This window comes from Fannyhessea sp., assembly GCF_986145555.1.
In genome coordinates this window covers 12,205-37,514 of the sequence record NZ_CFRCNA010000014.1, presented here as the reverse complement: position 1 = coordinate 37,514, position 25,310 = coordinate 12,205, and the positions used below count along the sequence as shown (strand labels likewise).

General features: G+C 43.5%; 18 protein-coding genes. 8 read left to right on the top strand and 10 right to left on the bottom strand.

Features of this window, described 5'->3' with window-relative positions; translation table 11 throughout:
* The 3 genes from AC5GD6_RS04100 to AC5GD6_RS04090 form a co-directional block, all read right to left on the bottom strand.
* A partial coding sequence (locus AC5GD6_RS04100; protein ID WP_491846293.1) for an MBOAT family O-acyltransferase occupies positions 1-1,091 on the bottom strand: 1,091 nt, incomplete at its 3' end.
* A gap of 148 nt (positions 1,092-1,239) precedes the next feature.
* On the bottom strand, positions 1,240-2,439 hold the full coding sequence (gene tgt / locus AC5GD6_RS04095) for a tRNA guanosine(34) transglycosylase Tgt (RefSeq protein WP_061103176.1): 1,200 nt from the start codon (positions 2,437-2,439) through the stop codon (positions 1,240-1,242).
* A gap of 257 nt (positions 2,440-2,696) precedes the next feature.
* A complete protein-coding gene (locus AC5GD6_RS04090; RefSeq protein WP_006302542.1) occupies positions 2,697-2,978 on the bottom strand; it encodes an HPr family phosphocarrier protein in 282 nt (93 codons plus the stop codon).
* 152 nt (positions 2,979-3,130) lie between these two features.
* Between AC5GD6_RS04090 and AC5GD6_RS04085 the strand changes: the two genes are divergently transcribed.
* Positions 3,131-4,348 carry a hypothetical protein gene (locus tag AC5GD6_RS04085; protein WP_491846292.1) on the top strand — a complete coding sequence of 406 codons (1,218 nt, stop codon included), beginning with the start codon at positions 3,131-3,133 and terminating at the stop codon, positions 4,346-4,348.
* Positions 4,349-4,369: 21 nt separating this feature from the next.
* On the opposite strand, the gene queA is transcribed toward AC5GD6_RS04085, so the two are convergent.
* Positions 4,370-5,539, bottom strand: coding sequence for a tRNA preQ1(34) S-adenosylmethionine ribosyltransferase-isomerase QueA (gene queA / locus AC5GD6_RS04080; protein ID WP_276770226.1), 1,170 nt, complete (start codon positions 5,537-5,539; stop codon positions 4,370-4,372).
* A gap of 142 nt (positions 5,540-5,681) precedes the next feature.
* Between queA and AC5GD6_RS04075 the strand changes: the two genes are divergently transcribed.
* The gene (locus AC5GD6_RS04075) at positions 5,682-7,784 is read left to right on the top strand and encodes a class I tRNA ligase family protein (RefSeq protein ID WP_464359659.1); all 2,103 of its coding nucleotides are present in this window, start codon (positions 5,682-5,684) and stop codon (positions 7,782-7,784) included.
* Positions 7,785-7,988: 204 nt separating this feature from the next.
* Here the strand turns inward: AC5GD6_RS04075 and AC5GD6_RS04070 are convergent, their stop codons facing one another.
* The gene (locus AC5GD6_RS04070) at positions 7,989-8,717 is read right to left on the bottom strand and encodes an HAD family hydrolase (protein WP_491846291.1); all 729 of its coding nucleotides are present in this window, start codon (positions 8,715-8,717) and stop codon (positions 7,989-7,991) included.
* A 214-nt stretch (positions 8,718-8,931) separates the two neighbouring features.
* Positions 8,932-10,398: a threonine/serine exporter family protein gene (locus AC5GD6_RS04065; protein WP_491846290.1), complete on the bottom strand. Its 1,467-nt coding sequence runs from the start codon at positions 10,396-10,398 to the stop codon at positions 8,932-8,934.
* A gap of 222 nt (positions 10,399-10,620) precedes the next feature.
* Here AC5GD6_RS04065 and gpmA point away from each other — a divergent pair, with 222 nt between their 5' ends.
* The 4 genes from gpmA to AC5GD6_RS04045 all read left to right on the top strand — a co-directional run bounded on the left by gpmA (position 10,621) and on the right by AC5GD6_RS04045 (position 15,165).
* Positions 10,621-11,382: a 2,3-diphosphoglycerate-dependent phosphoglycerate mutase gene (gene gpmA, locus AC5GD6_RS04060; protein ID WP_061103182.1), complete on the top strand. Its 762-nt coding sequence runs from the start codon at positions 10,621-10,623 to the stop codon at positions 11,380-11,382.
* A 327-nt stretch (positions 11,383-11,709) separates the two neighbouring features.
* Positions 11,710-13,050 (top strand): FAD-dependent oxidoreductase, encoded by a 1,341-nt coding sequence (locus AC5GD6_RS04055; protein ID WP_473225156.1) that lies wholly within the window; start codon positions 11,710-11,712, stop codon positions 13,048-13,050.
* A 251-nt stretch (positions 13,051-13,301) separates the two neighbouring features.
* Entirely contained in the window at positions 13,302-14,513 is a 1,212-nt protein-coding gene (locus AC5GD6_RS04050; RefSeq protein WP_061103184.1) for a hypothetical protein, read from the top strand.
* A 37-nt stretch (positions 14,514-14,550) separates the two neighbouring features.
* Positions 14,551-15,165: a phosphoribosyltransferase family protein gene (locus AC5GD6_RS04045; protein WP_491846289.1), complete on the top strand. Its 615-nt coding sequence runs from the start codon at positions 14,551-14,553 to the stop codon at positions 15,163-15,165.
* Between the two features lie 99 nt (positions 15,166-15,264).
* Here AC5GD6_RS04045 and purH read toward each other — a convergent pair whose 3' ends face one another.
* On the bottom strand, positions 15,265-16,938 hold the full coding sequence (gene purH, locus AC5GD6_RS04040; RefSeq protein WP_491846288.1) for a bifunctional phosphoribosylaminoimidazolecarboxamide formyltransferase/IMP cyclohydrolase: 1,674 nt from the start codon (positions 16,936-16,938) through the stop codon (positions 15,265-15,267).
* Positions 16,939-17,313: 375 nt separating this feature from the next.
* Positions 17,314-17,718, bottom strand: coding sequence for a flavodoxin domain-containing protein (locus tag AC5GD6_RS04035; RefSeq protein ID WP_491846287.1), 405 nt, complete (start codon positions 17,716-17,718; stop codon positions 17,314-17,316).
* Between the two features lie 443 nt (positions 17,719-18,161).
* Here AC5GD6_RS04035 and AC5GD6_RS04030 point away from each other — a divergent pair, with 443 nt between their 5' ends.
* Positions 18,162-19,271, top strand: coding sequence for an aldose epimerase family protein (locus tag AC5GD6_RS04030; RefSeq protein WP_311439220.1), 1,110 nt, complete (start codon positions 18,162-18,164; stop codon positions 19,269-19,271).
* Between the two features lie 187 nt (positions 19,272-19,458).
* Here the strand turns inward: AC5GD6_RS04030 and AC5GD6_RS04025 are convergent, their stop codons facing one another.
* Both AC5GD6_RS04025 and AC5GD6_RS04020 read right to left on the bottom strand, forming a co-directional pair.
* Positions 19,459-20,778: a Na+/H+ antiporter NhaC family protein gene (locus AC5GD6_RS04025; protein WP_464361466.1), complete on the bottom strand. Its 1,320-nt coding sequence runs from the start codon at positions 20,776-20,778 to the stop codon at positions 19,459-19,461.
* A gap of 14 nt (positions 20,779-20,792) precedes the next feature.
* The gene (locus AC5GD6_RS04020) at positions 20,793-23,330 is read right to left on the bottom strand and encodes a M1 family metallopeptidase (protein WP_491846286.1); all 2,538 of its coding nucleotides are present in this window, start codon (positions 23,328-23,330) and stop codon (positions 20,793-20,795) included.
* Between the two features lie 220 nt (positions 23,331-23,550).
* On the opposite strand from AC5GD6_RS04020, the gene AC5GD6_RS04015 reads away from it, so the two are divergent.
* Positions 23,551-24,867, top strand: a complete 1,317-nt coding sequence (locus tag AC5GD6_RS04015; protein ID WP_491846285.1) for a DNA recombination protein RmuC — start codon at positions 23,551-23,553, stop codon at positions 24,865-24,867.
* Positions 24,868-25,310: the final 443 nt, after the last annotated feature.

The window sequence follows — 25,310 nt, the reverse complement described above, 5'->3', positions numbered from 1 at the left end:
GCATCAGCACCATGCCAAACTCCTACGAGTAAGAATACAAAGATATTGGCAAGGGCTGCAGGAAGGGTTTTCCCTAAGTGAGAAGATATGTGTGTTTTTACACACTTGCCTAAAGCTTTCATGGGGCGCGTTAGTGCTAAAGGATAAAATACGTAGTCTTTCATCCAAAGACCTAAAGAGATATGCCAGCGTCTCCAGAAATCAGCCAGTGAAATAGAAAAATACGGACGACGGAAGTTTGCTTGCATAGGGATGCCTAAAAACTCAGAAGTGGCTTCTACCATATCGATACCACCTGAGAAGTCGGCATATTGTTGAGCAGAATAAAGCAAAATACCAAAGACGATAACAGAGCCTGGAAGAGAGGCAGGCTTATAGTCGAAGATATATGAGATGGAATCTACTAAAAGATCTGCCATAACGTACTTTTTAAGAGCACCATAGCAAAACAGCACTGATGCACGACCAAAGTGTGTATCAGAAGGTGCGTGATAGCTAAAAAGATGAGGCGCTAGTTTATCAAAGCGGTTAATGGGGCCTTGGATAAGTTGAGGGAAGTAGATGAGATAGCATGCAAGCTTAAATGGATTTTGTTCTGGTGTGTACTTTTGGTTATAGATATCAAAGACGTATGAGAGTGCTTGGAAGGTATAAAAGGAAATACCTAAAGGAAGCAAAAGCCCTAAGCTTTTAGTAGAAGGAGCAAGGCTTAGTGCATAGAGAATGGTATTCCAGTATTTAAGGTAGCATAAGCATCCTGCAATAAGCATAAGAGCTGCTATCAATACAAGCTGCTTGATACGAGCAACTTTATGCTTAAAAGCCTTTTTGTCTGCTCTATCAGTTATGGTATGTAAGCGCTTTTTGCTTGAGGAATCAATTTTGTGGAATACAAGCGTAGCGACATAGGTAAGCACCAAAGTAAACGCAACATAAACAATGGTATCTATATTGGTAACAAGTGCATAAAAGATAAGCGAAAAGATAAGGATAACTACCCATTGGAAGCGTTTGAAGATATATCCTACTGCGTAGTAGGTTATGCACAGAAGTGCACAAAAGCATACGAACATTAAAGAGTAGAATTCCACGAGCTAACCTAACGCATATAAAATCCAACATCCAAATCGTTACGAGCAAAATTTATCATAATCAATTGATATCTCTCGTTACAAATCATCATAGCTACATCATAATGCACGCTCGTAAAATACATATTTCTACAAAATTATTTGTGTTTTACTCACCATGATTCATACGATAATTTTGCATACGCCCATCTTGAGCCGTTGGATATTGCATCCATGTATCTAAAAATGCCTTATAGCGTCCTTCAATAATGGCTTGACGCGCCTGTCTCATACAGTCAAGCAGAAAATAAATGTTGTGCATAGACAATAAGATTGCTGCGTTCATTTCGTGTTGGCGAACCAAATGGTTAAGGTAGCTGCGCGTATATCCTTCACTACAAACCGGACATGTACAAAGCTCATCTAAGGGTACATGAGCATGAATGTGAGCAGCGTTTTTAAGATTGAGTCTGCCTTCATGAGAAAAAGCAGTACCCATACGCGCGGTTCTTGTTGGAAGTACACAATCGAACATATCAACACCACATGCAACTGCACGTACCAGTGTTGTTGGATTGCCTACTCCCATTAAATAGCGAGGTTTATGACGCGGCATATATTCAGATACCAAAGGTGCCAGCGATTCAAACATGGTTTCGTGATCTTCGCCTACCGAATATCCACCAATACCATATCCAGGGAAATCGGCAATTGATTCAAGACGCTCAATGCTCAGTTTTCTAAGATCTAAATTCATACCACCTTGAACAATGCCAAAAAGCGCTTGATCTTTCTTGGTATGAGCCTCAAAGCAACGCTGCGCCCATGCACTTGATAAGTCAACCGCACGACGAACATACGCATCACTTGCAGGATACCCCGGACACTGATCAAGCTGCATCACGATGTCTGCGCCCAACTTTTGCGCTATTTCCATATTTCTTTCGGGTGTCCAAAACACATATGACCCGTCATAGTCAACAACCTTAAAGCGCACGCCTTCATCGGAAAGCTTTACGAATTCTGAATGACTAAATACTTGAAAGCCGCCCGAATCGGTAAGAATGGGCTTATTCCAATGCATAAATGAGTGCAGGCCGCCTGCCTCGGCAATGAGGTCTTCGCCAGGTCTCATAGCAAGGTGATAGGTATTTGCAAGAATGATTTTTGCACCAAGATCACTCACTGTTTGGGGAAGTAATCCTTTTATGGCCGCTTTAGTGCCAACGGGCATAAAAATAGGGGTAGGAATATCGCCATGAGGTGTATGAAACACTCCTGCGCGCGCATGCGTTGTAGGGTCTTCGGCAATAATATCGTAGGTAAACCATTTTGAAGAATCGCAGGTATGTGAAGACGATATGGACATACAAGCTCCTTGCAATGACAAAATATGAGGAAACGGATACTTTAATACTTCTTACACAAAATATTGTATATAAACTTAAAACGAAAAAAGCAACAATTTAAACAAAACAAAAATTGAGGCACCACGCAAAGGATGCCCCAATTAAAATATCGCGTATAAAATCGCTGTTGTGTGCACATGTTTCATGTAACAGACACCTTAGTACCTGCCGCACCGTGCAACATCTGCCTTAACCGCAGGCACGAACAAACGAATAATTACTCGCTAAAAAGTTGCTCACTACCATCTTTAATCTCAAGAAGTGCTTTAAGAGCATCTTGCTCGTCTGCACCATCACAAGTGATTTCTACCTTAGTACCAGTGCCCAAACCTGCAGCAAGAATCATCATAATAGATTTAGCGTTTACAGGAGCTGTACCTTTGTCAATGTTGGCAATGCGAACATCGCAGTCAAAACCTTTTGCAACTTGAACAAACTGTGAAGCAGGACGCGCGTGAAGACCGGTTGCGCTTGCAATAGTAACTTGCTTGGAAAGCATAATGCACTCCTTTTTTCTCGTAGAGTAGATACATAATCTCTCATAACCATTTCAAGTAAAAATCATACTACCAAACATCTTTTGTGTATGTAGAGAAAATTTAGTGATTTTGATGTACCTTTATGTATGTAGGCCAAAAGAGAGGACCTTACATGCAACCAAAACTCAACAACTCCAACAGCACGCAACCCACTCATACCAATACCTTTAAGCGCATGATGGAAGCGGTTAAGATCACTGTCAAACGTTTGGTAGCGCTGTTTGTTTCGGGAGCACAAGCAACCGTAAGCGTAGTACAAGCAACACGAAAACAACAGGAAATTCAAGCGAAAGTAAACGAAATAAAAACACAAATAGCCAACGATCAAACTTGTTTTGAACACCGTCGTACTATCGAAGATAATTATGACAATTTGGTGACAGACTACCTCAACAAGCAGGAACGAGAAAAAACAGCAGCCTCGCTTTTGGCAAAAGAAATCGAACAAATAAGTGCAAAAGTTAAGCAACAGGAAACTTCACTGAATACCTTAATTGCAAAACATGAAGAAGAGCTACGCCCCTACAAAGAGCTTATGGACTCAAGTAAAGGCAGAAACGACGACAGCGCGCGTGCGCTTGCTGATGCAAAACGCGATGTAAAGGCCGCTGATCAGGCATTGGCTGCTGCAGTAAAACGTCGCGATCAGCAGATTAGTAATGCACACCACAATGTTGATAGTGCCCGTGAACGGCTGACACGCGTTGAGGCAGGTCTTTCTCGTCTGCAGCAAGATCCTAATTCTACAGCTGCCGCGATTTCCAAAATGCAAGGTGAAGTTATTACCGAGCGTGCGCACCTTGATGTGGCTATTAAAGATGTTGACCGTATAAGCAACGAAGAGCAGCAAAGTGTTAATGCAGCTCAAGATCGTTATAATCTACAAAAACAAGCATGTGAGCGAGCAAATACTCACTCCATGAATGCGCAGGCCGAAGCACGTGGGCATCGTGAGGAATATGAAGCCTTGTATAAAGACAAGAAAAGCGAAGAAACACAACTCAAAGGCGCGCTTGATGCTGTAAAAAAAGACTTACAGCAAAAGCAACAGGCACACAAAGAAACGCATGATCGGCTAGCAGATATTCAAGCGGCGCTTGATGAAGCCCATTCCATTCACGCTACGCCCGAGATGACGCGCACACTTTACGCCAAGATACAGCAGGAAACAAAACTGTTGGGTGAATATCAACAAACCCATGAGCGTTTGAGCCAACACGCACGAGATTTGCGCAAGCGCACGCGCCTACAACGAATTGTTTTTGTAGCGCTTGTACTTGTAGGTATAGTTCTTGTTGGTATAGCACTGTATGCACTGGTACAAAGATAGTACTTCTTGCTCAGGCGCACGTTACAACATAATCATAGCGTCGCCAAATGACAAGAACCTATATTCATGCTCAATTGCTTCTTGATAAGCTTTCATAATAAGCTCACGCGATGCAAATGAAGACACCATCATCATAAGCGTTGAACGTGGCACATGAAAATTAGTTACCATGCAATCAACAACATGCCAGGTATATCCAGGCATAATATACAAATCAGTTGTTGCATTTTCTCGTTTGACAATATCACCGTGGTGCGTAAGCAAGCACGAATCTTGTGCGTGCTCAAAATTGAGGGCACAAAGCGCAGGCTCAGAGCATGTTGCATTGCAATCAAACGCACTCTCAAGCGAACGAACCGATGTTGTACCAATAGCGATAACCTTATGACCTGCAGCTTTTGTGGCGTGTACGGCATCAACAACATCTTGTGGCACGTGATAGCGCTCGGTATGCATAACATGTTGGGTTGGATCATCTTCTTCGACCAATCTAAAGGTATCAATACCAACCTCAAGCTCAACCGTTTTCCATTGCACGCCTTTTTGTTTAATACGTTCAATAAGCTCTGGTGTAAAATGCAAACCTGCAGTTGGCGAAGCGGCAGAATGCTCTTCCTTCATGGAATATACCGTCTGATATTTTTCGGGGTCGCCTTCGTAATTGGTAATATATGGCGGCAGAGGAACATGACCTGCCTGATGTATTGCCTCGTCTAAACTCAATCCTTGTGCTGGCGTAAACTTGACCAGTCTTCCGCCACGGTTATTTTCAAGATAATCCATAATTTCTGCACGTAACACAACGTCTGCGGTAGCAGGTGCATGAAGACCACCTGCGCGATAATCAATACACGCACCAAGTTTTAAGCGTTTACCAGGATTAACCAAACACTCCCAAACCGAACCCATAGGGTCAAGATCTTCACGACGTTTAAGCAAAAGCGTTTCGCACGCAGCAGAGCCACCGTGCTTAAGTCCTACTAAACGTGCAGGTAAAACCCTTGTTTTATTGGCAACAATCAGATCGCCTTCTTGCATATAATCTGCAATATCTCTAAAATGACGATGCTCTATTTCGCCTGTAGTGCGATGAAGCACTAACAGCTTACATGCGTCACGCGGCTCAATTGGATGCTGGGCTATACGTTCTTGCGGCAAGACATAATCAAAATCATCAGTACGCACAATCATTTCTCCATATCAGTTGTAGAATAATACAAAGGTCATGTATAAATCAGATATATGATAGCTATTCAAAATAACTATGTCACAATGATTATGTCACAATAGTTGTGGCTTGGCGTAAGTTACCAACAACATGTAAGGAACATTTATGACTGTCGAAAATTCAACGATTTCTACTACACACCCCTCTTCAAATGCCTCTCAACAAGCGCAAAACCAAGACCTCCTTACACTTCACAACTCAGAGCGTCCGCACTTTCCCAAGCGCGCTGTTGTGACCTGCGGTATGCCCTACGGTAACAAAAATCTACATTTTGGACACATAGGCGGTGTTTTTGTACCGGCAGATTTCTTTGCACGCTTTTTGCGTGACCGCATTGGCAAAGAAAATGTTGTTTTTGTTTCGGGAACAGACTGTTTTGGCTCGCCTATCATGGAAGGTCATCGTAAGCTTAAAGATAGTGGTTACGAAGGCAGCATACATGATTACGTTACAAAAAATCACGAGGATCAAAAGCACGCGCTCGACGCATACGGTATTTCGCTTGACCTTTATTTAGGTTCGGGCTTAGAACCTGCAGCAAGCGTTCATCAAGAAATTACCGACTTTATTTTGCAACGCCTGTATCAAAACGGCTATCTTACTAAGCGTTCTACGCGACAATTCTTTGACGAAAAAGTTCAACAATTTCTTAACGGTCGCCAAGTTATTGGACGCTGTCCTGTTCGTGGCTGCAAATCTGAAAAAGCCTATGCAGACGAATGCGATTTAGGCCATCAATTTGATCCTGAAGAACTTATTGCGCCTGTGTCGCAATTAAGCGGTACACAGCCCATTCTTAAGCCTGTTGACAACTGGTATTTTGATTTGCCTGCTTTTAAGGGCTATCTTACAGAACTGGTAGACGCATGGGATCATGATTGCCACGTCCGAAGCGTTGTATGCAATACGGTGCGCGAGTCCCTCGCTAGTCCCGTGATTTATATTCAAAATAAGTTTAAAGACGCATTTGACAAGATTTCAGACACTTTACCACCCTATACGCTTGTAGGCGCTCGAGAAAATCAGCAATCATTCTCAATTGAATTTAGTAACTGGCAAGACAGAGATACTGCACGCACGCAACTTGAAGCCGCTAAAATTAGGTTTAGAACAGGTAAAACACTCTTGCCGTTTCGTATTACCGGAAACATTCCTTGGGGCGTCAAAGCCTCTGCGCTACCTCAGGCGCAAGATTTAACTGTATGGTGTTGGCCCGAAAGTCTATGGGCTCCTATCTCGTTTACCAAAACAGCACTTATGCTCGATGAAAACCATGATACACACCGCTTTTCTTCTCATGACTGGCATGACTTTTGGTGTGCTAAAGATGCGCAGGTCTATCAATTTATGGGTCAGGATAATATCTTCTTTTATTGTGTTGCCCAGCCTGCCCTTTGGAAGGCGCTTGACGCAGATTTATTCCCTGATACCCCTGTTGCTAACTATCATATTTTGTTTATGAACAAAAAAGCATCAAGTTCAAGCGCTATCAAGCCGCCTATGGCAGAAGAATTGCTCCAAAACTATAGCCCCGAACAACTAAGAGCACACTGGTTGTCGCTTGCACTTGATCAAAAAGCAGTAAGTTTTTCGCCTAAAGCGTTTGACACTTCCATAAGTTACACCGATAAAAAAACGGGTGTAGACGTTATGGTAAAAGACGATCCACGTGTTGTTGACCCAGCTCTTAAAGAAAGTGCATTTCTTACTAATATCTTTAACAGACTGGCACGAAGCTGTTTCTATGGCGCGCAAAAGGCTTGTGGCGGCTGTTTGCCGCATGTTGACGCAAGTCAGGCTACAAAGACGTCGTGTCAAAAAGCTCTGCTTGATTTTGAGCAAGCAGCAGCAGTTGCTGACGCGCATACTGCACTCGGTCATGCCGAAACGCTGTGTCGCAGTGCCAATAAGATTTGGGGACAAGCTGCAAAAGACGCTTATGACCAAAATGACGACAAGGCATATCAGCAAGCACTTGCCGATGCATTTTATGCACTTCGCGCTACCTCCCTTATGATGCACCCTGCTGTTTTTGAGGGCTGCGAAACTATTTGCGACCATATGAGCTTTGATCGTAGTGTATTTTTCTCGTGGGAGAATGCGTTTATGGGGCCTTATGAGCTTGCAAAAACATATACTCACGATGAAGCAGCTCATAAATTGGTTGAAATACCAGCGCATTTTGATTTCTTTAAGAAAACAAAATAGCGTGTAAGAGCGCGCGGAAGTTGGTGATAGCGACAACTTCACCGTTGGTGCGTCTTACGTTGCAGGAAAAAAGAGTTTTGAGTTAGATAGAGGAATCACACTCATAAGGGGAATCACACAATGTGGTGATTCCCCTTACACATATCTTATGAGTCTTATGCAATTTTGTATGTAAACAGTTTTCCCATGCAAATGCGTATAACGCTAGCTTAAAAGTGCACGCTTAAGTTCTTCAACACTGTGCACGATAAAGGTTGCGCCCGCTTGTTCAAGCTCGCCACAAGGTGCAGTTTTACCATAATAAACACCAATCGAAGCAATGCCACAAGCCCGCGCTGCCTCAACATCGTAGAGTCGGTCTCCTACCATAACGCAGCGTGAAGCGTCAATACCAAGCTTGTTGATAACGTTTTGCAACGTTTGCGATTTTGGCTCACATGAATCATCCTGCTTACCTAAAATAACGTCAAATACCTGCTCAACTTCGTTTTCTTCGAGCGCGCGGTGCAAGAGATGGTCACGTTTAGAGCTTGCTACACCCAATTTTTTTCCAGCAGCTTTTAACTCGTGCAACATTGAGTCAATGCCTTCAAATAAAGGCCATGCGTCACGTCCAAGTTTTGAATAAATAGCTCGATACTGTTTGGTAATTTCTTGTGCCTGTTCGGGCGAATACCCAAATACCAGCTCAAATGCTTGAGGAAAAGGCGGGCCTATAAGTTGGGGAATATCAACAAAGCGCTCGCGGCTAAGCCCAAAACGGCTCAGCACTTGACGCGCAACCGAAATAATTTGTTCTGAAGTATCGGCAAGCGTGCCGTCAAAATCAAAAATAACAGCATCAAACGTACTCAACACGCGAGTGTTTAAATCATCAGACATGTGTGACTGTGGTGTAAGCTGGTCATTATGTACCTTATCGACTTTAATCACTCTAACTACTTTCTGTAAATATGTATCTATTTTGGACATGGCTCATACAAACGTTACAAGTACAAACGTTACAAGTACATACTACCCTACCCGTGCATAATTCTTTCAAGCTCATGCAAACGCAACAAAGCGCACAGACGTTCGCGGCGCGTCTGTATATGCAGCTATAACATCAACTCGCACGCTCAAGCACGTATCTTACAACCACGTAGACCTATCCGGCATGACGCCATTTTGGATCGGTAAGGATACGTGCCACAATAAGACCGAGCGGCAAGCAAAATACAATCAATATTGTTCTAAGCAGCCACATCGACCCTTTATCAAGCGAAAACGCGCCAAAATTATACATAGCGCGATACATATATAATCCTGGAACCATAATAACAATAGAGGGGACCGTGAGAGCAATACGTGGGTATCCAATTTTTTTGCGCACGACACTTGCTAACAAACCCGCCGTAAGCGTACCAAAAAACGCAGCAATACACGGTGCAAGTGGTGTCCAACTCACCAAGCTCAAACGCAACGTATTGGCAATTGCTCCAAGAACTCCTGCTAAAGCAGCCATTTTTGGCTCAGTATTAAACATAATCGAAAAGCCAAATACGCCACACCAACTAGCCAAAAGTCTCAACAGTGTTAGGGTAAGCGGCGTTAAACCTAAAATAGGCAAGAAATCCTGCGGGCGTAAATCCAAACACAAAGCAGCACTCCAGCCAACCGACACCGCAACGGCAATAATCATAAGCGCATATACTGCACGTTCAATACCGCTTCGCATGTCAAGCTTTGATAAGTCGAGCCCCGAAGTAATAAACGGAAAACCTGGAATTACAAACAAGAGCGCGCCAATGTATCCGTCCAAATGTCGAGGATTAGCGCGTAGACATTCAAATAACACCGTGTACGAAAGTAAATACACCGCGCAAGCAACCGAGACGGCAACAGCAATATCGGCCACAAGCGTAATTTTTCGATCGAGCATTTTTCGACGTACATAGTTTCCTGCCGCCGCACCAAAAAAGCAGCATAATACCTCGTATATGCCTCCGCCTAACAAAAAGATAAAGCCTGCGCACGCAAGACCCGCGGCTAAAGCAACCTGATAGGGCTTGTATCTTACTTTCATAGCCTCAATGGAATCAAGCGCTTGGTGTACCTGGCCTACGCTCCATTGTCCATGGTCTTTATCAAAGGCGCGCACAAACGCTTCCATGCGATTAAGCTTTGAGGTATTGACTCCTGTAGAAGGAAGACTCAAGGCTTGTGTATAGCTTCTTCCTTCGCAATCTATGCAGGTATAATCAAGCGAAACTAAACCTATATCGGCACTACAAGTCATATTAAGATTGCGCGCAATGGTATTCATGGCGTCACGCACGCGCCAGGCTCCTGTTCCGCACGAAAGAAGCATCATGCCAATATGACCAACCAAAACAGCTCTCTCGGGAAAGTGCGCTTCTTGAACAGGGGTGTCATTACTACTGGTAAAAAACTCGTGCCAACGTATACGCATATGGTGATGATGAGATAGATGATGGACAGGCGCTGTTGTAGCAGATTGTGTATTTTGTACACCTTGCGCCACTGACGTGGCAGATTCGCAGACTGCAGATGTCTTGGATTGACAACAAGATGCGTGATTATGAGGATATACGCAGTTTGAAGACTCGCTCATATGCTCTGTAACTCCTTATGTATATACAAAACATACTTAAGATTACTCCAAATGTAGCCAAATACGCAAAATACAAGGAATATGCAACAATGACTTTACCTTTTAAGCATATTGACCGAAAATAGATGTGTATGAGTCATAAAAATGGCAGGCATGTCGTGATCATCAGGTCATTTATTATGGTCATACACAGGTCTATACGTTTATACGAAAGGATATTCAATGGCGCAAGACACTATGACACTCGTTATCATTCGCCATGGCGAAAGTGAGTGGAATAAACTCAACCTCTTCACTGGTTGGACAGACGTTGATTTAACCGAGCAAGGACACAAAGAGGCTATCGAGGGAGGTCGCGCGCTCAAAGAAGCAGGTTTTGATTTTGACGTATGCTACACCTCACTTCTTAAACGTGCTATTCACACCCTTAACCATGTATTAGACGAAATGGATCGCAACTGGCTTCCTGTTCATAAGACATGGCGCCTTAACGAGCGTCACTACGGTGCACTTCAAGGACTCAACAAAGCAAAAGCTGCCGAAGAGCACGGTGAAGCACAAGTTAAAATTTGGCGTCGTTCATTTGATGTTCAACCACCTGCACTTCAACCAAACGATGAGCGCGATCCTCACATTCAAGATCAGTTCCGCGATGTTCCTCAAGAAGATCTTCCTTACACCGAGTGCTTAAAAGACACCATTGCACGTGCATGGCCTTATTTTGAGCAAACCATTAAGCCACAAATGGAAGCAGGAAAGCGCGTTCTTATTGCTGCTCACGGCAACAGCCTTCGTGCACTTGTTATGCAATTTGAACACCTTACTCCTGAGCAAATTTTGGAAGTTAACATTCCTACAGGTATTCCATGTGCATATACCTTTGATAAAGACTGGAATGTATTAGACAAACACTACATTGGTGATCCTGCAACTATCGAAGCAAAGATTAACGCTGTAGCAAACCAAGGCAAAGCTAAAAAATAACTGATTTTAGCAGCACGCGGTTGAGGGCACTGCCCCATTTTGTTGTTCGTTTATTACGTAAAGCTGGTTATATAGCTGGCTTAAAAGTAAAATGAATGCATATATGGGCAGAAACCATAAGTATAACTTGTGCTCTACAAGTTCGTCATAAGTATGCTCACTAACTGCAATACATTTGCCACAAAAAAGGTTAAGGCGAGATGTACCCACGTACACTCGCCTTATTTTATGCCCAACTACCGAATTTACGCGCTTGTTTGAGCGTACATGTGCTACAACAAACACTGACGCATTACGTTGATGGAACTTCTATAAGGAGGTTTTATTATGGCAAAAGTTGCTGTAATCGGTTGTACACATGCAGGTGTCTTTGCAACCACGTCTATTCTTCAATCTCATCCCGATTGGGAAGTGCACGTGTTTGAACGCAATGACACCGTTTCGTTTTTATCCTGCGGCATTGCGCTTTGGGTTGGCGATCATGTAAGCGATCCTCAAAAAATGTTCTACAGTTCACCACGCGCACTTGCAGACGCAGGTGCACACGTTCACATGCAAACTGATGTTACCTCGGCAGATGTTAAAACAAAACATGTTTGCTGGACCGATCTTACTTCGGGCGAAAAATCAGAGGACAGCTTTGATTACTTGGTAATTACTACAGGTTCTAAGCCTGTTGTTCCTCCTCTACCCGGCATAGACGGCAAACATGTTTTGCTTTGCAAAAACTGGGATAACGCCAAGCGTATTAAAGAAGCAACCAAAGACGCAAAAAGCGTTATCGTTATTGGTGCAGGATACATTGGTGCCGAACTTGCTGAGCAGCTCAGCGAAGTTAAAAAAGAGGTTACTCTTATCGACGCATTCCCGCGCGTACTTGCTAAAAACTTTGATTCCGATGTAACCGACCAGCTTGAGAAAGTTTATACCGCTCACGGTGTGCATTTAGCACTTGATCAAAAAGTTACTTCGTTTGAAGATACGGGTTCAGGTGTAAAAGTTATTACCGAAAAGGGTTCGTTTACAGCAGATTATGCAATTTTGGGCATTGGATTCTTGCCACGTACCGACCTCTTCACCGGTCAGCTTGACATGATTAAAAACGGTGCAATTCGCGTTGATAATTACATGCGTACTTCTGAGCCAGGCGTATTTGCAGCAGGCGACTCGGCAACTATTACGTTTAATCCAACGGGAAAAGAAGACTATATTCCACTGGCCACCAATGCTGTTCGCCAAGCACTTGTTATTGGTGCAAACATGGTAAAGCCTACGGTTGCATATGCAGGAACACAAGCAACGAATGCTGTTCAGCTCTATGATTACTCTATGAGTTCAACGGGTGTAACTATGGAAACAGGCAAGCTGCGTGGTCTTGAGCTTACCAGCACAACCGTTACCGAAAATTATCGTCCTGAGTTTATGCTCACCACCGCACCTGTTACTGCAACGCTGGTATGGGAGCCTCGCACACGCGAAATTAAGGGAGCACAGTTCTTCTCAACCCACGATGATGTTGCACAAGCCGCCAACGTTGTCTCGGTTGCTATTGCAAACCACATGACCGTAGACCAGCTTGCTCAAGTAGACTTGCTCTTCCAGCCTAACTTTACTAATCCAGTAAACTACATAGGCTCGGTTGCTATGAAAGCTGCTTCCGAACACTAAAGTGTCTCTACATCTTTGATGTGATACCGTACCTACACCCCGTAGGTACGGTTTTTTATACGCTTTACGTTTCTTAAGTTCCTTATTGTCATAAACGATTATTTCTTACACGTAACAATTTAATTTCAAAGCCGTAAGCACTTACCCGCTACACATATCTTGCAAACACTATTCAGGTAGGGTAGAAAGGCGAAATTATGTGTGTAGTGCAGTATGCGTTTGCGTATGACATATAGGAAAGGAATTCTTTTATGGATATCACCGATATTCTTGCGGCTCTGGGAGTTATTCTCAACGGTCTTCCTCAAGGACTGTTGGCAATGTCTTTAGGTTATGCAACTGTCCCCTCTTCGTTAGGCTTTTTCATTGGAGCCATCTGTTGTTATGGATTTAACAGTTTAGCCCCCATCAATTTTCAAGCATCAACCATCGTTATGACACACAGACTTACTAAAGACATACGCGAAAAACTCTCCATGGTGTTCTTTGCGGGAGTCATTATGGTTATCGTTGGTATATGTGGCTTACAACAAGCAGCAGTAGAGTTTTCGGGACCTGTTATCATAAACGCAATGATGGCAGGAGTAGGTATTGTTTTAGGACGGCTATCCTTTGAAATGATTAAGCAGGAGCGCGTGGTTGCGCTTTCAAGCATTATAAGTGCTGCAATTATTTATTTTTTCTTCGGCCGCGATTTGATATACACCATTTGCGGCTGTGTTTTTATTTCGAGCTTTATTCAATTCTGTGTTACTAAATATCTCAAGAAAAGTGTGGACACAAGCAGTGCGTATGCGGAAACTTCCGCCTTGCAAGCGAGTGAGCATGATAAAGCACCAACAATGCAGCCAGACGAGTCAAACTCCACCTCTGCGCGCGATAAAAATATCTTTGTACATCTCACTAAGCTATTGACCGCTCATATAAAAAAGAATTTTGTTTTTAAGAAACCCATTATAAATGCGCACATTATTCGTGGTTCGCTTGCTATAGCCTGCTTAAACGTAGGGGCAAATATTACCTTTGGTAACATTACAGCAAATATTGCGCATGGAACACAAAATATAGATGTCCTTTCTATTTATTCAAGTCTTGCCGATATTGCTTCATCGTTGTTTGGAGGATCACCTGTAGAGGCAATTATTTCTGCAACCGCAGCAGCACCTCATCCCGTAAATTCAGCCGTTATCATGATGCTTGCTATGAGTGCTCTATTGTTTTGTGGTCTTCTGCCAAAAATTGGAAAATTTATTCCACCACAGTCAATCTCGGGATTTTTGATTATTTTAGGAATTGTAGTCACGGTTGGAAATAACGCACCGATAGCATTTGGCACCGGTAATCCCCAGGATTCTATTATCGCCGCAGTAACTTTAGGGGGAACCGCTTTTGTTGACCCCTTTGTGGGCATGGTCTTAGGTATTCTTTTAAAATCACTTTTCGCGGCAGGGTTATGCATGTAAAACGCAAACATTTTCAATCCTTTTGAAAGGAAATGATATGGCTCAAGAAACGCATACAGCAGCAGACGATCTGGACTTCCCTCACGTCAAAAAAATGGACGATCAGTCTTTTGAAAGCGAATATCTTTTGTGTGTAGCAGGTATAAAACGCAAACTTCCTATCGTACGTATAAATTCACGCGCGCGCATTGCAAGTTTTGTAATTCTAGGTGATACCGAGCTCGTTATTCGAGCGGCGGCGCAGCTTGCAAAAAGATTACCACGCGATATAGACTATCTGATGACTGCCGAAGCAAAAGGTATACCACTTGCGCAGGAAATGTCACGCATATTAGGTCTTGAGCACTATATCATTGCTCGAAAATCAAAAAAATCGTACATGAATGATCCGCTGCAGGTAAGTGTGAGCTCAATTACAACTCACGAGAAACAAGAGCTCTTTTTAGACAAACCAGACGCAGCTCGTATCAAAGATGGGCGCGTTGTACTGGTCGATGACGTTATATCAAGCGGCGAAAGCCTCGAGGGACTTGAGTGCTTGGCGAAAAAAGCAGGAGCTCAAATCATAGGAAAAGCGGCAATACTTGCCGAAGGAGATGCCGCCAAAAGAGACGATATCATATACCTTGAAGCATTGCCGCTGTTTAATTGATGAGCGCATAGCTTGCAAAAAAGCTTGTGTAACGAGCATATCAAAAAGGCTTATATCAAAGGTGTTAAACGCGCTTATACCTGATAAGCGCGTTATACATTAATGTCTAAAATGGCGCACACCCGTAAACACCATTGCGATACCGTGTTCGTCAGCGGCTGCAATGCATTCTTCATCGCGAATGGATCCACCAGGCTGAATAATGCAGCTTACACCGCGGCGCGCAAGTTCGTCCACATCATCTCTAAACGGGAAAAATGCGTCAGAGGCACAGGCAAAATTATCTGCGGATACGCCCAATCGCGCAGCCGCTGTGTGAGCGCGCTCGCACGCCATAATTGCACTGTCTACACGATTTGGCTGGCCACAACCAAGACCTAAACCCGCTTTATCTTTTGCAATCAAAATAGCGTTCGACTTAACCGTCTTGCAAACTTTCCAGGCAAACAGCAGGTCTTCAAGCTCTTTTTGGGAAGGCTGTTTTTTGGTTACCACCTTAAACGTGTGCGGATCTTCACTCGCGCAATCGCGAGTTTGAACAAGCAAGCCACCACCTATGCTCTTAAGTTCACATGCTTGCTCTTTATCAAGTCCACCTGTTACCAATACGCGTAAATTTTTGCGTTTAGACAGACGCTTGGATGCTTCATCACTTACAGACGGAGCAATAAGCACCTCAACAAACTGTTTGTTGACATCGGCAAATTCGGTTACAAAATCAAGATCTACTTCGCGATTAGCGGCAATAATTCCTCCAAATGCGCTTTTAGGGTCGCACGCAAAAGCGCGTTTATAAGCACTGGTTACATCTAAGGCAGTTGCCGAACCGCAAGGGTTTTGGTGCTTAAGAATAACAACAGCAGGTTCATCAAACTCACAAACCGCACTCCATGCAGCGTCGGTATCCAATAAATTGTTATACGAGAGCTCTTTTCCTTGTAATTGGTGCGCGCGTGCAACACTGTGCTCATTTGCATCTGCTACGCAATAAAAAGCTGCTTGCTGGTGAGGATTTTCGCCGTAGCGTAAATCCATTTTTTTGTCGAACGCGCACACCAACTGCGAAGGAAATTCTCCCTTGGCACACAAGCTTGTAGATGTTTTCTCGCCACCTACAGGCTTGCTTGCAACGTCTGCCGTTGGCTCGTAAGGTGCTACGTTATCGCTTAACGTAAGTGTTTTGGCTAAATACGAGGTAATCGCCTGGTCATAGTGCGATGTAAGATCAAAAACTTTATACGCCAGCTTTTGACGTAAAGACAGCGTTGTGGCGCCGTTATGCGCACTCATCTCGTCAAGGACCGCTTTATAATCATGTGGATCGCATATGACAGTTACCGATTTAAAATTTTTGGCGGCACTTCTTAACATCGAAGGACCGCCAATATCTATGTGTTCTATTGCATTATCAAGGGTGCAACCGTCTTGTGCTACTGCTTTTTCAAACTCGTACAAGTTGGTGCATACCAAATCAATCATCGGAATGTTTTGCGCTTTTGCGTCGCGCATATCTTCCTCGCACGATCTTCTACATAAAAGACCACCGTGGATACGCGGATGAAGCGTTTTAACACGCCCACCCATCATCTCGGGCGAGCCCGTATAGTCTTCAATACCAACAAGTGGAATGCCAGCTTCTGCTAAGACGCGCGCTGTTCCCCCAGTACTAATAATTTCGACCCCAAAATCATGCACAAGATGCGCTGCAAAATCGCAGATTCCATCTTTATTGGTAACCGAAAGCAAAGCTCGTCTAATAGCTGTTTGTGCCATAAAAACCCCTTTATTGCTCCTACGTACACCATATGATTTGTGCTTCTTCTCCTTATGCGAAGCCTTGCAAACCAAACGCTTGAGCACATCGGAAAAGCTGCGTACCATCATTGTATAAAACCTAACAGCAATACGGGCTAAACCAACAAATACAACGAGAAATCGTAACCTAACGGCAATTATTTATAGAAACACAAGGGATACGTAGTGCAAACGCCATCAAGATACGCGGCACAAAAAAATTACACCCGTGTATAAAACAACAAGGCGTAATAAAAAAGTTGCAGGTTATAAGCCTGCAACTTGCACGTATGCAGTGAACATGTGCTTTGTAGCAGCAAGAAAGCACATGTTCACACAGCGCAGTACTATTTATTAAGCAGCAAGTTTTTTGCCTGCCTCGGCCAATGCGTCTAATGCATCGTCATCAGGCTCAAGGTTAGCAATAATGGTGTCAATAACATTTGCACCTTGATCTTCAGCAGAAGCCTTCCAGGTGTCCATCCACTCTCCTGTACCCCAGTCATAGCTTCCAAAAAGGACAAACGGCTTGTCACCTGCATCGGCAACAACATCGTTAAACATTTCCTCAAAGTCAGGATCAAGCTCTTCTGCACCCATAGCAGGGCAACCAAATGCAAATGCATCATAATCGGCAGCCTCATCAGCTGTAAATGAAGTCCACTCAATAGCTTCAGTACCTGCAGCATCTGCTAAAGCATTTGCCATGGCTTCGGTGTTGCCCGTTTGGCTCCAATATACAACAGCAACCTTACTCATAATAACCTCCTTATACCAACGTCTGACATGACACTCAAACGTGTTATACCCACATATATGAATATGTACATGCTCTTGGTACCAATGTACCCTATCCGCTTGCGGAATAACATTATTTTTGGTCTATGCTACATGATTTTTTCTGGTATTGGTAGTAATTTTTTTCTCAACGGCTTGCAGATATGCTTAACATCACAGGTACTAAAATGTAAACCTGCTCTTACATGTCTTGACGATCTGCATTCTTTTATCCCGTAAACACGCCCTACGTAGTACAATCAGTATGCGCAAACTGTTATATTCCAAAGGATTGTAACTTGCTTAAATAATTTTGATAAGCGACAAAAATCTACCGATTACAGATAATTACAATTTCACTATAAAAATTGGGTAATAAACGTTTACAGTAGTACCAACTGTCTAGGCAATCACGGGGGTTATCTATGATAAGAACAGGAACCTTAGGAACATTACCAAATGGACTTCTTGCCCGTACTTATACGCTTACCTGCAAAGATGTAAGCGTAACACTTACCAATTATGGCGCAACGCTTCTTAAGGTGGTAACGCCCGATAAAAACAAACACCCCGACGATATTTTGTTGGGCTACCAAAATATAAAAGGTTATCTTGGACAAAATGCTGCCTGCTATGGAGCAACTATAGGTCCTGTTGCCAATAGAAGCGAATTTGCACAGATAATGTTTAACGATCGTGTGTATCACTTGCCTCAAAATGATGGACCACACAAACAGAATAATCTCCATACAGATTTAGAAAACGGCTTGCACAAAAAGCTTTGGGGCGCAAAAGTTGATAAAGAACATAACACCGTAATCCTTACCTGCTCATTAGAGGACATGGAACTTGGACTCCCAGGTGATCGTACGTTTACCGCGCGCTTTGAACTTTCCTCACTTAACGACACTCATCAGCAACTTCGTGTATCGTACACCTGTACAACCAATGTGCCTACCTTTGTAAATATGACAAATCATGCGTATTTTAATTTGGCAGGTCATGCAAGTGGTTCGGTATTAGATCAGCGCGTATGTATTCACGCCCAAAATTATCTTCCTATTCGCGAGGATGGAATTTCGGAAGGCACTATTTTACCTGTTCAGGATACGCCTTTTGATTTTAGAAAAGAGCGGACAATAGGCGCTGATATGCCGCTTTCTAACGAGCAGCTACGTAGAGGTCGTGGATACGATCACTGCTATTGCATTGACAATTACCACGATAATACAACGGTGCGCAGCGCCTTATATGCCAGCGATCCTCAAAGTGGTAGACACTTGCATATTTCGGTCAGTACACCTGGAGCACATTTTTACACGGGAAATCAGCTTAACGAAAGCGATGTAAAAGATGGAGCCACTTATCAGGCGCATGCAGGATTTGCGTTTGAGCCAGAGTTTTATCCTAATTGTTCGCGCCATAGCGAATGGCCGCAACCTATTTGTACACCAACAAAGCCTTATCGCTCAACCACGATTTACACGTTCTCAACAGACATTATCGAAACCGAAGATGATATTTACGATATGTAAATAGAGAGCCCATCATATATATAAATAACGCGCCTTTAGGATGAGGCGCGTTTTTTTTTGCGATATTTGTGCGTTATGCTCGTACGTTATGCTCGTGCGTTATGTTTGTGCGTTATACCCGTGCGGTAAGCTTTGGCGTTATGCAAGGTATAACGTGTATATACCGCTTATAGAAGACGTACGCGATCTATATAAACTGCGCCGCAATAACCGCAGCAATCATCAAAGCCGAGTTAAACACAATAAAGGTAGGAACACAGGTATCCCAAATGTGGCTATGTTGACCGTCGGCATTAAGACCCGAGGTAGGACCTAAAGTTGTATCGGATGCAGGAGATCCTGCGTCACCCAAAGCAGCTGCAGCACTTATCAAAACAATAGTTGCAGGAACCGAAAAACCCATACTTTGGCAAAGCGGCACAAATAAAACAGCCAAAACAGGCACCGTACCAAACGACGTACCAATTCCCATAGTTACTAAAAGACCGATGATCGTAATCACCAACGCTGCAATAATTTTGCTGCCGTGCATAAAACTTGTTCCAAAGTACACCAGCGCATCAATACCACCTGTTGCCTTGATAACATTGGCATAACCTCCAGCAACCAGCATAATAAAAGCAATAAGCCCCATAAGCTTAACACCGCCTGCAAGCTGCTCGTCAATGCTATTCCAAGCAATTGCCTTAAAAGCAATCATAACGGCTAATCCTGCAAGTGAAGACAGCGATAAATCGTGCGATATAAGCTGCACAATCATCACAACAACAATTGCAGCAAGCGTAACATAGTGTTTATACGTTAGATTTGGTACCTGTGCCATGGCAGCTTGTGTATCGGCAGAGGTTGTTTGGTACACACGTGGCTTTCTATACACTATCAGCACCGCTATCAGCAGACCTATAAACATTGCACAGCCTAAATACCAATTTACACGCGCAACATCCATCACCGTAACGCTCATGCCATTTTCCGAAAGATTGGTAGCAATTACCGTTTGAAAAATAAGTCCAAAGCCAAATGGAATTGCAATATAGGGCGCCTCTAAGCCGAATGCCGTTGCGCATGCAACGGCTCGACGATCAATTTTGAGCTTATTCATAAGTGCAAGAATAGGCGGAATAAGAATAGGAATATATGCAATATGGACAGGTACTAAATTTTGCGACAACACGGCAATAAACGTCAGCATGGCAAGCAAGACGTATTTTTTTGTACCGATAACGCGCGCAAGCTTGGCGGTAATAATTTCGGCAAGCCCTGTTGTGCAAATTGCCTCGGCAAAGGTACCAAGCAAAATATAGGCAAGCGCCGTTTGGGCATTAACCGAAAAACCATCGCATAACAAGCTCATAACACTTGTGCCGTCGCCATAAAGGCTTATGCCACCAGCAACTCCGGCAACAATTGTTGCCGCGATCATAGACAACAAAACATTAAGCTTAAGCAGGCTAAGCACGCACAGTACTACAACCGAAACAATAACGGGGTTAAACAGTATGTCCATAAACTCTCACTTTACTATCCAGTAACCGATGCCTTAAGCGCTTGAAGAACACAAGGCTTAGAAGCTTCTATCAGCTTAACTTTACCTGTAATAAGGGTGATACCCATTGCAATCTCGCGGCCTAAACCAGCAACATCTTGTTTGGGTTCAAAGAACGCCTTAAATTCTTGCAGACGCGCGGACGTGTGAAATACGTCTGCCGAGATTTTAATGAAATTGGTAAATTCCATATCACCGCCAATAGTGCTTTCCAGCCATGACCACTCGTTTTGCAACCATTGCCACGTTGGCTCTTCGGCATGTGAATTGGACAGAAGCGCGTAATACCACATACGCACGTCCTGAGGCTTAATAACGTCGGTATCCTTAAATTTACGCAAAACATCAGCAATTACCTTTTCATCTGTTGAAGCACAGATTGCCGCACGTAAATCGTTCTTAAAGAGCGCGTCGGTTGTTGTTTGATAAAGACCTAACAATGCAGACGCAAGGCTTGGCGTTTCAAAATGTTGAATCTCGTTTTTAAGAACCAAAAGACGAATATCCGCCTGAATATCAAAGAGATTCTCGTGATGAGTCTCGTAGAGCTTATGAAGTTCTTCGATGATCTGTTGGTTGTCGGCGCGCAACGCTAACGATGTGTAGAGCGGCCTTGAAAGCATGTCATCGTGAGATTCGCTCCTACGAGGGCATACGCCCAAAGTTTGCATACGATCTTTTGACAACAGATTGCGATAGCGCTTGAAAAGCGCCTCTTCGTCACTATCTGGCGTAATAAACTGCTCAAGCGTATTGCAAACTTCTACAAGCTTGTGCGCAACAATATGCGATGTGGACGCGCTTACTTTTACCAACAAAGGAATAAGATCGGCATATGTGATAAGCTCGGCTTTTGCAAGCAGCGCCATATCTTGAATAAGCTTAAATTGTTCGTCGGCACCAAGCTCTTTAATATGCGCAAGAATATCAGACAAAAGTGTGGTGTCATAGTTAATAATTGCATGTGTTGTGTTGTGCTTGTTAAGAATAAACGGAGTGCCAGCACATGCGCGCAGCTGCGCGTAATCTCCTAAATCACAAGTTTCTTCGGTCATAAGCGAGGGCACTTGTTCATAATTTGAACCAAGCGGAATCTGCCATAAACGAGCCTGATCACTATGCTCACCAATAAAGAACTGCTGTTGATGCAAGAACAAATGACCGTCTTTAACATACGCGTTAATAACAGGATATCCAGGCTGCTCAAGCCAAGAGTTCATAATCTGACCTACCGCAAAGCCACTTGCAGCCTCAAGTGCATCCCATAGATCCTCGCCTTGAGCATTACCATACTGGTGCGCATCAAAATATGCTTTAAGACCTTTGCGCAGGGCATCGTCACCCACAAGCGCGCGTACCATAACCAACAAACGAGCACCTTTGGCATACACAATTGCACTATCAAAAATAGCGTCAATTTCGCGCGGATCCTCTACCATAACATGAACGCTTTGTACGCCATCGGTTGCATCACGCGAAAGTGCAATAGACGCCTCGGATGTTTGGAAGGTATCCCACATACGCCATGATGGTTCAAGCGCATCTGTTGCTACGTATTCCATCATGGTTGCAAACGACTCGTTAAGCCAAAGATTATCCCACCATTTCATGGTAACTAAATCACCAAACCACTGGTGAGCAAGTTCGTGGGCAATAACTGATGCAACACGTTGCTTATAGGTATGCGAACTATTGTTTTTATCGTAAAGCAAGCAGGCTTCGCGATACGTAACAAGACCCCAGTTTTCCATTGCACCAGCTGAAAAATCGGGAAGTGCAACATGATAGCTGTGTTGAAGCGGATAGGGAGTTTGATAATAATCTTCGTAAAAATCAATACAACGAGTAGCAATGTCAAGTGCAAGATCGAGCACATGTGGCTGATGGGCGCGCGTGGCAAAGACGCCTACTTCTACACCAGATGAGGTATAAGCAGTTTTGCGCTGTAAATCGCCACATACAAACGCAAGCAGATAGGTGGACATTTTAACCGTGGTATCAAAAATATGGTATCCATCTTTGCAGGCGATCTCATTTTGATTAGAAAGCGCAATTTCGCCTGGTTTTTCGTCAAATTTGAGTGCTAGATCAAACGTTGCCTTAGCACAAGGCTCGTCTACACACACAAACGCTTCGCGTGCAAACGTAGTTTCAAATTGCGTGCCAATAAGCTGCTTTTTTTCACCGTTATGCAGGTAATATGACGGATAAATTCCCATCATAGTATCAGTAAGCGGTGCCGAATATTCAATCTCAACACGCACAGAACCTGTTTGAGAGCCAAAAATTGTTACGGTTTCAGATTCATCGGATACTTCAAATGCACATTCGCACTCGTCTATGCACACGCGCGAAATGGATAAATATTTTTGGTTAAGTTTAAATGTTGGTGTGAGTGCCTCACCGTCAATTACTACACAACCTGTAAAGCGTTTTTCTTCTCGGCTTACATCAAGCTTTATGGCATAATGCGAAGGGATAAAACTATCAAGCAATCTGACTTGTTGAGACATACACACATTCCTTTCAAACGATGGATATTTCATATTATACTGAAAGGCACGCAGAAGCTATACTAAAAGCGTGTTTCTTATAGATGGATTCTTATATCAAACGTATAAAACTCAAGTAATACAAGGCGCGCAAGAGCGCACGAGCAAGCATACAAGCTGATGGGCGCGCAACACATGCAGCACTACTGGTAAGTAGAGCGCATAGACAGAAAGGATACTTATGGCGACGGTCCTTATCATACATATCATAGGAATTATGGTGATTATAGCCCTTATGTTTGGGTCATACATTATAGGTAAACGCCGCGAACTTGCGCAGGCACACACGCAAGAAAGTTTGCTTGAAGAAAAACTCCAGACCGCTATAAATACCCACCAAGCGCAAATGTTGGAGCTCCATTCCCAAAATTCTGCACTGACAGCCCAAAATGCTGAGCTCAACAATCGCTTAAGCGATATCAAAGAACAATTAAACCTGGTTCAGCAAAACGAGCAGCTACGTCTTGCCAAAGATTCAAACGAACAAAAGCATAAGCTTTTAGTTAACGAAAGCGTTATTAAAGCGTTTGAACCGGTAAAGGCAAAGCTAGACGATTTACAGCACAAAGTAATGTATATGGAAGAGGCTCGCAAACGAGATTTAGGTGCCCTTGATGAGCAGCTCAAAGGACTTGACAGCCAGCAAAGACGTCTTGATAGTGTTACATCATCGCTTTCATCGGCTTTGTGTAATAGCTCGGTACGTGGTGCATGGGGCGAAGTCCAACTTAAAAATATTGTTGAAGCTGCAGGGCTTACCGAACATATCGACTTTGATACACAAGTAAAACTTTCTACCAGTGATGACAAAAGCTTTAGACCTGATATGATTATTCATCTGCCTGGGAATAAAACCATTCCAATTGATTCTAAAGCTCCTTACAATAATTATCGCCGTGCATGCGAAATTGACGACTCGGCTGATGAAGAGGCGCTTCGCAGACGAACAGAACTACTCAAAGCTCATGCAGCCGATTTGCGCGGACATATCAATGCACTCAGTAAAAAATCATACTGGGAGTTGTTTGAAACTAATCCCGATTTTGTTATTGCCTTTATTCCAAACGAGGCTCTCTTACAAGCCGCCCTTGCCGTGGACGAAGATCTGCTCACGTATGCGTTTTCTAAAAAGGTTGCGCTTACGTCTCCCGTAACATTGTGGGCAGTTCTTAAATCGGTGGCGTGCGCGTGGCATCAACAAGAGCTCAGCGATAATGCGCGCGAACTCTTTAATCTTTCGCAAGAACTCTGCGAACGCCTCGCAACACTTGGCGACAAAGTAAGTGCGGTAGGTAAAAATTTATCGTCAGCAGTTAAAAATTACAACAGCATGGTGGGAACACTTGAAACACGCGTTTTGGCTAGTGCAAGAAAAATGAAACAGCTAGACGGCGCTAAACTTACGGTACAAGAACTGGATAGCGAAAAAACAAATGTGCGTGAGCTTTCTGCGTCGGAATTTATAAGCACGGGCGCGAGCGAGGACGCACAGCAATAAAGACAAAAGAAAACGCCGCCTGCGTAGGAAAGGGGGACGCAAGCGGCGTATGAGACCTGTTCGCTATCGGGGAGAGGGTCCGAATGCGTCAGGTAGAAGTTAACGAAATCAATAAGTTACCACGAGATAACTTACGTAAGATATGGTACACCATTTCGAACTTTTGTCCAGCAACTTTTAAGGTTCATAAAATTCACAAGTTATACACAAACTAACTTTGCGCACATGGCATGTGATGCGGCACACTTACATGTACGCTTGCGTTTTCGGTCCTCATTACGCGTTGCGCATATACGCACCACGTATTCCATGTTAGAAAAAACCAGCGCTTCAAGTTACAAAAATGCTCATGAACGCACAAACACATTCATGAGCATTGCTATTTCACTTTTGCGCAAAGAATTGCAGCTAAAAGACTTATCAAACTTCGTGCGACACACGTG

Bases quoted from the DNA above. Each gene is read 5' to 3' on its own strand.
- tgt (WP_061103176.1), bottom strand. From the start codon at position 2,439: ATGTCCATATCGTCTTCACATACCTGCGATTCTTCAAAATGGTTTACC.
- AC5GD6_RS04090 (WP_006302542.1), bottom strand. From the start codon at position 2,978: ATGCTTTCCAAGCAAGTTACTATTGCAAGCGCAACCGGTCTTCACGCG.
- AC5GD6_RS04085 (WP_491846292.1), top strand. From the start codon at position 3,131: ATGCAACCAAAACTCAACAACTCCAACAGCACGCAACCCACTCATACC.
- queA (WP_276770226.1), bottom strand. From the start codon at position 5,539: ATGATTGTGCGTACTGATGATTTTGATTATGTCTTGCCGCAAGAACGT.
- AC5GD6_RS04075 (WP_464359659.1), top strand. From the start codon at position 5,682: ATGACTGTCGAAAATTCAACGATTTCTACTACACACCCCTCTTCAAAT.
- AC5GD6_RS04065 (WP_491846290.1), bottom strand. From the start codon at position 10,398: ATGAGCGAGTCTTCAAACTGCGTATATCCTCATAATCACGCATCTTGT.
- gpmA (WP_061103182.1), top strand. From the start codon at position 10,621: ATGGCGCAAGACACTATGACACTCGTTATCATTCGCCATGGCGAAAGT.
- AC5GD6_RS04055 (WP_473225156.1), top strand. From the start codon at position 11,710: ATGGCAAAAGTTGCTGTAATCGGTTGTACACATGCAGGTGTCTTTGCA.
- AC5GD6_RS04050 (WP_061103184.1), top strand. From the start codon at position 13,302: ATGGATATCACCGATATTCTTGCGGCTCTGGGAGTTATTCTCAACGGT.
- AC5GD6_RS04045 (WP_491846289.1), top strand. From the start codon at position 14,551: ATGGCTCAAGAAACGCATACAGCAGCAGACGATCTGGACTTCCCTCAC.
- purH (WP_491846288.1), bottom strand. From the start codon at position 16,938: ATGGCACAAACAGCTATTAGACGAGCTTTGCTTTCGGTTACCAATAAA.
- AC5GD6_RS04035 (WP_491846287.1), bottom strand. From the start codon at position 17,718: ATGAGTAAGGTTGCTGTTGTATATTGGAGCCAAACGGGCAACACCGAA.
- AC5GD6_RS04030 (WP_311439220.1), top strand. From the start codon at position 18,162: ATGATAAGAACAGGAACCTTAGGAACATTACCAAATGGACTTCTTGCC.
- AC5GD6_RS04025 (WP_464361466.1), bottom strand. From the start codon at position 20,778: ATGGACATACTGTTTAACCCCGTTATTGTTTCGGTTGTAGTACTGTGC.
- AC5GD6_RS04020 (WP_491846286.1), bottom strand. From the start codon at position 23,330: ATGTCTCAACAAGTCAGATTGCTTGATAGTTTTATCCCTTCGCATTAT.
- AC5GD6_RS04015 (WP_491846285.1), top strand. From the start codon at position 23,551: ATGGCGACGGTCCTTATCATACATATCATAGGAATTATGGTGATTATA.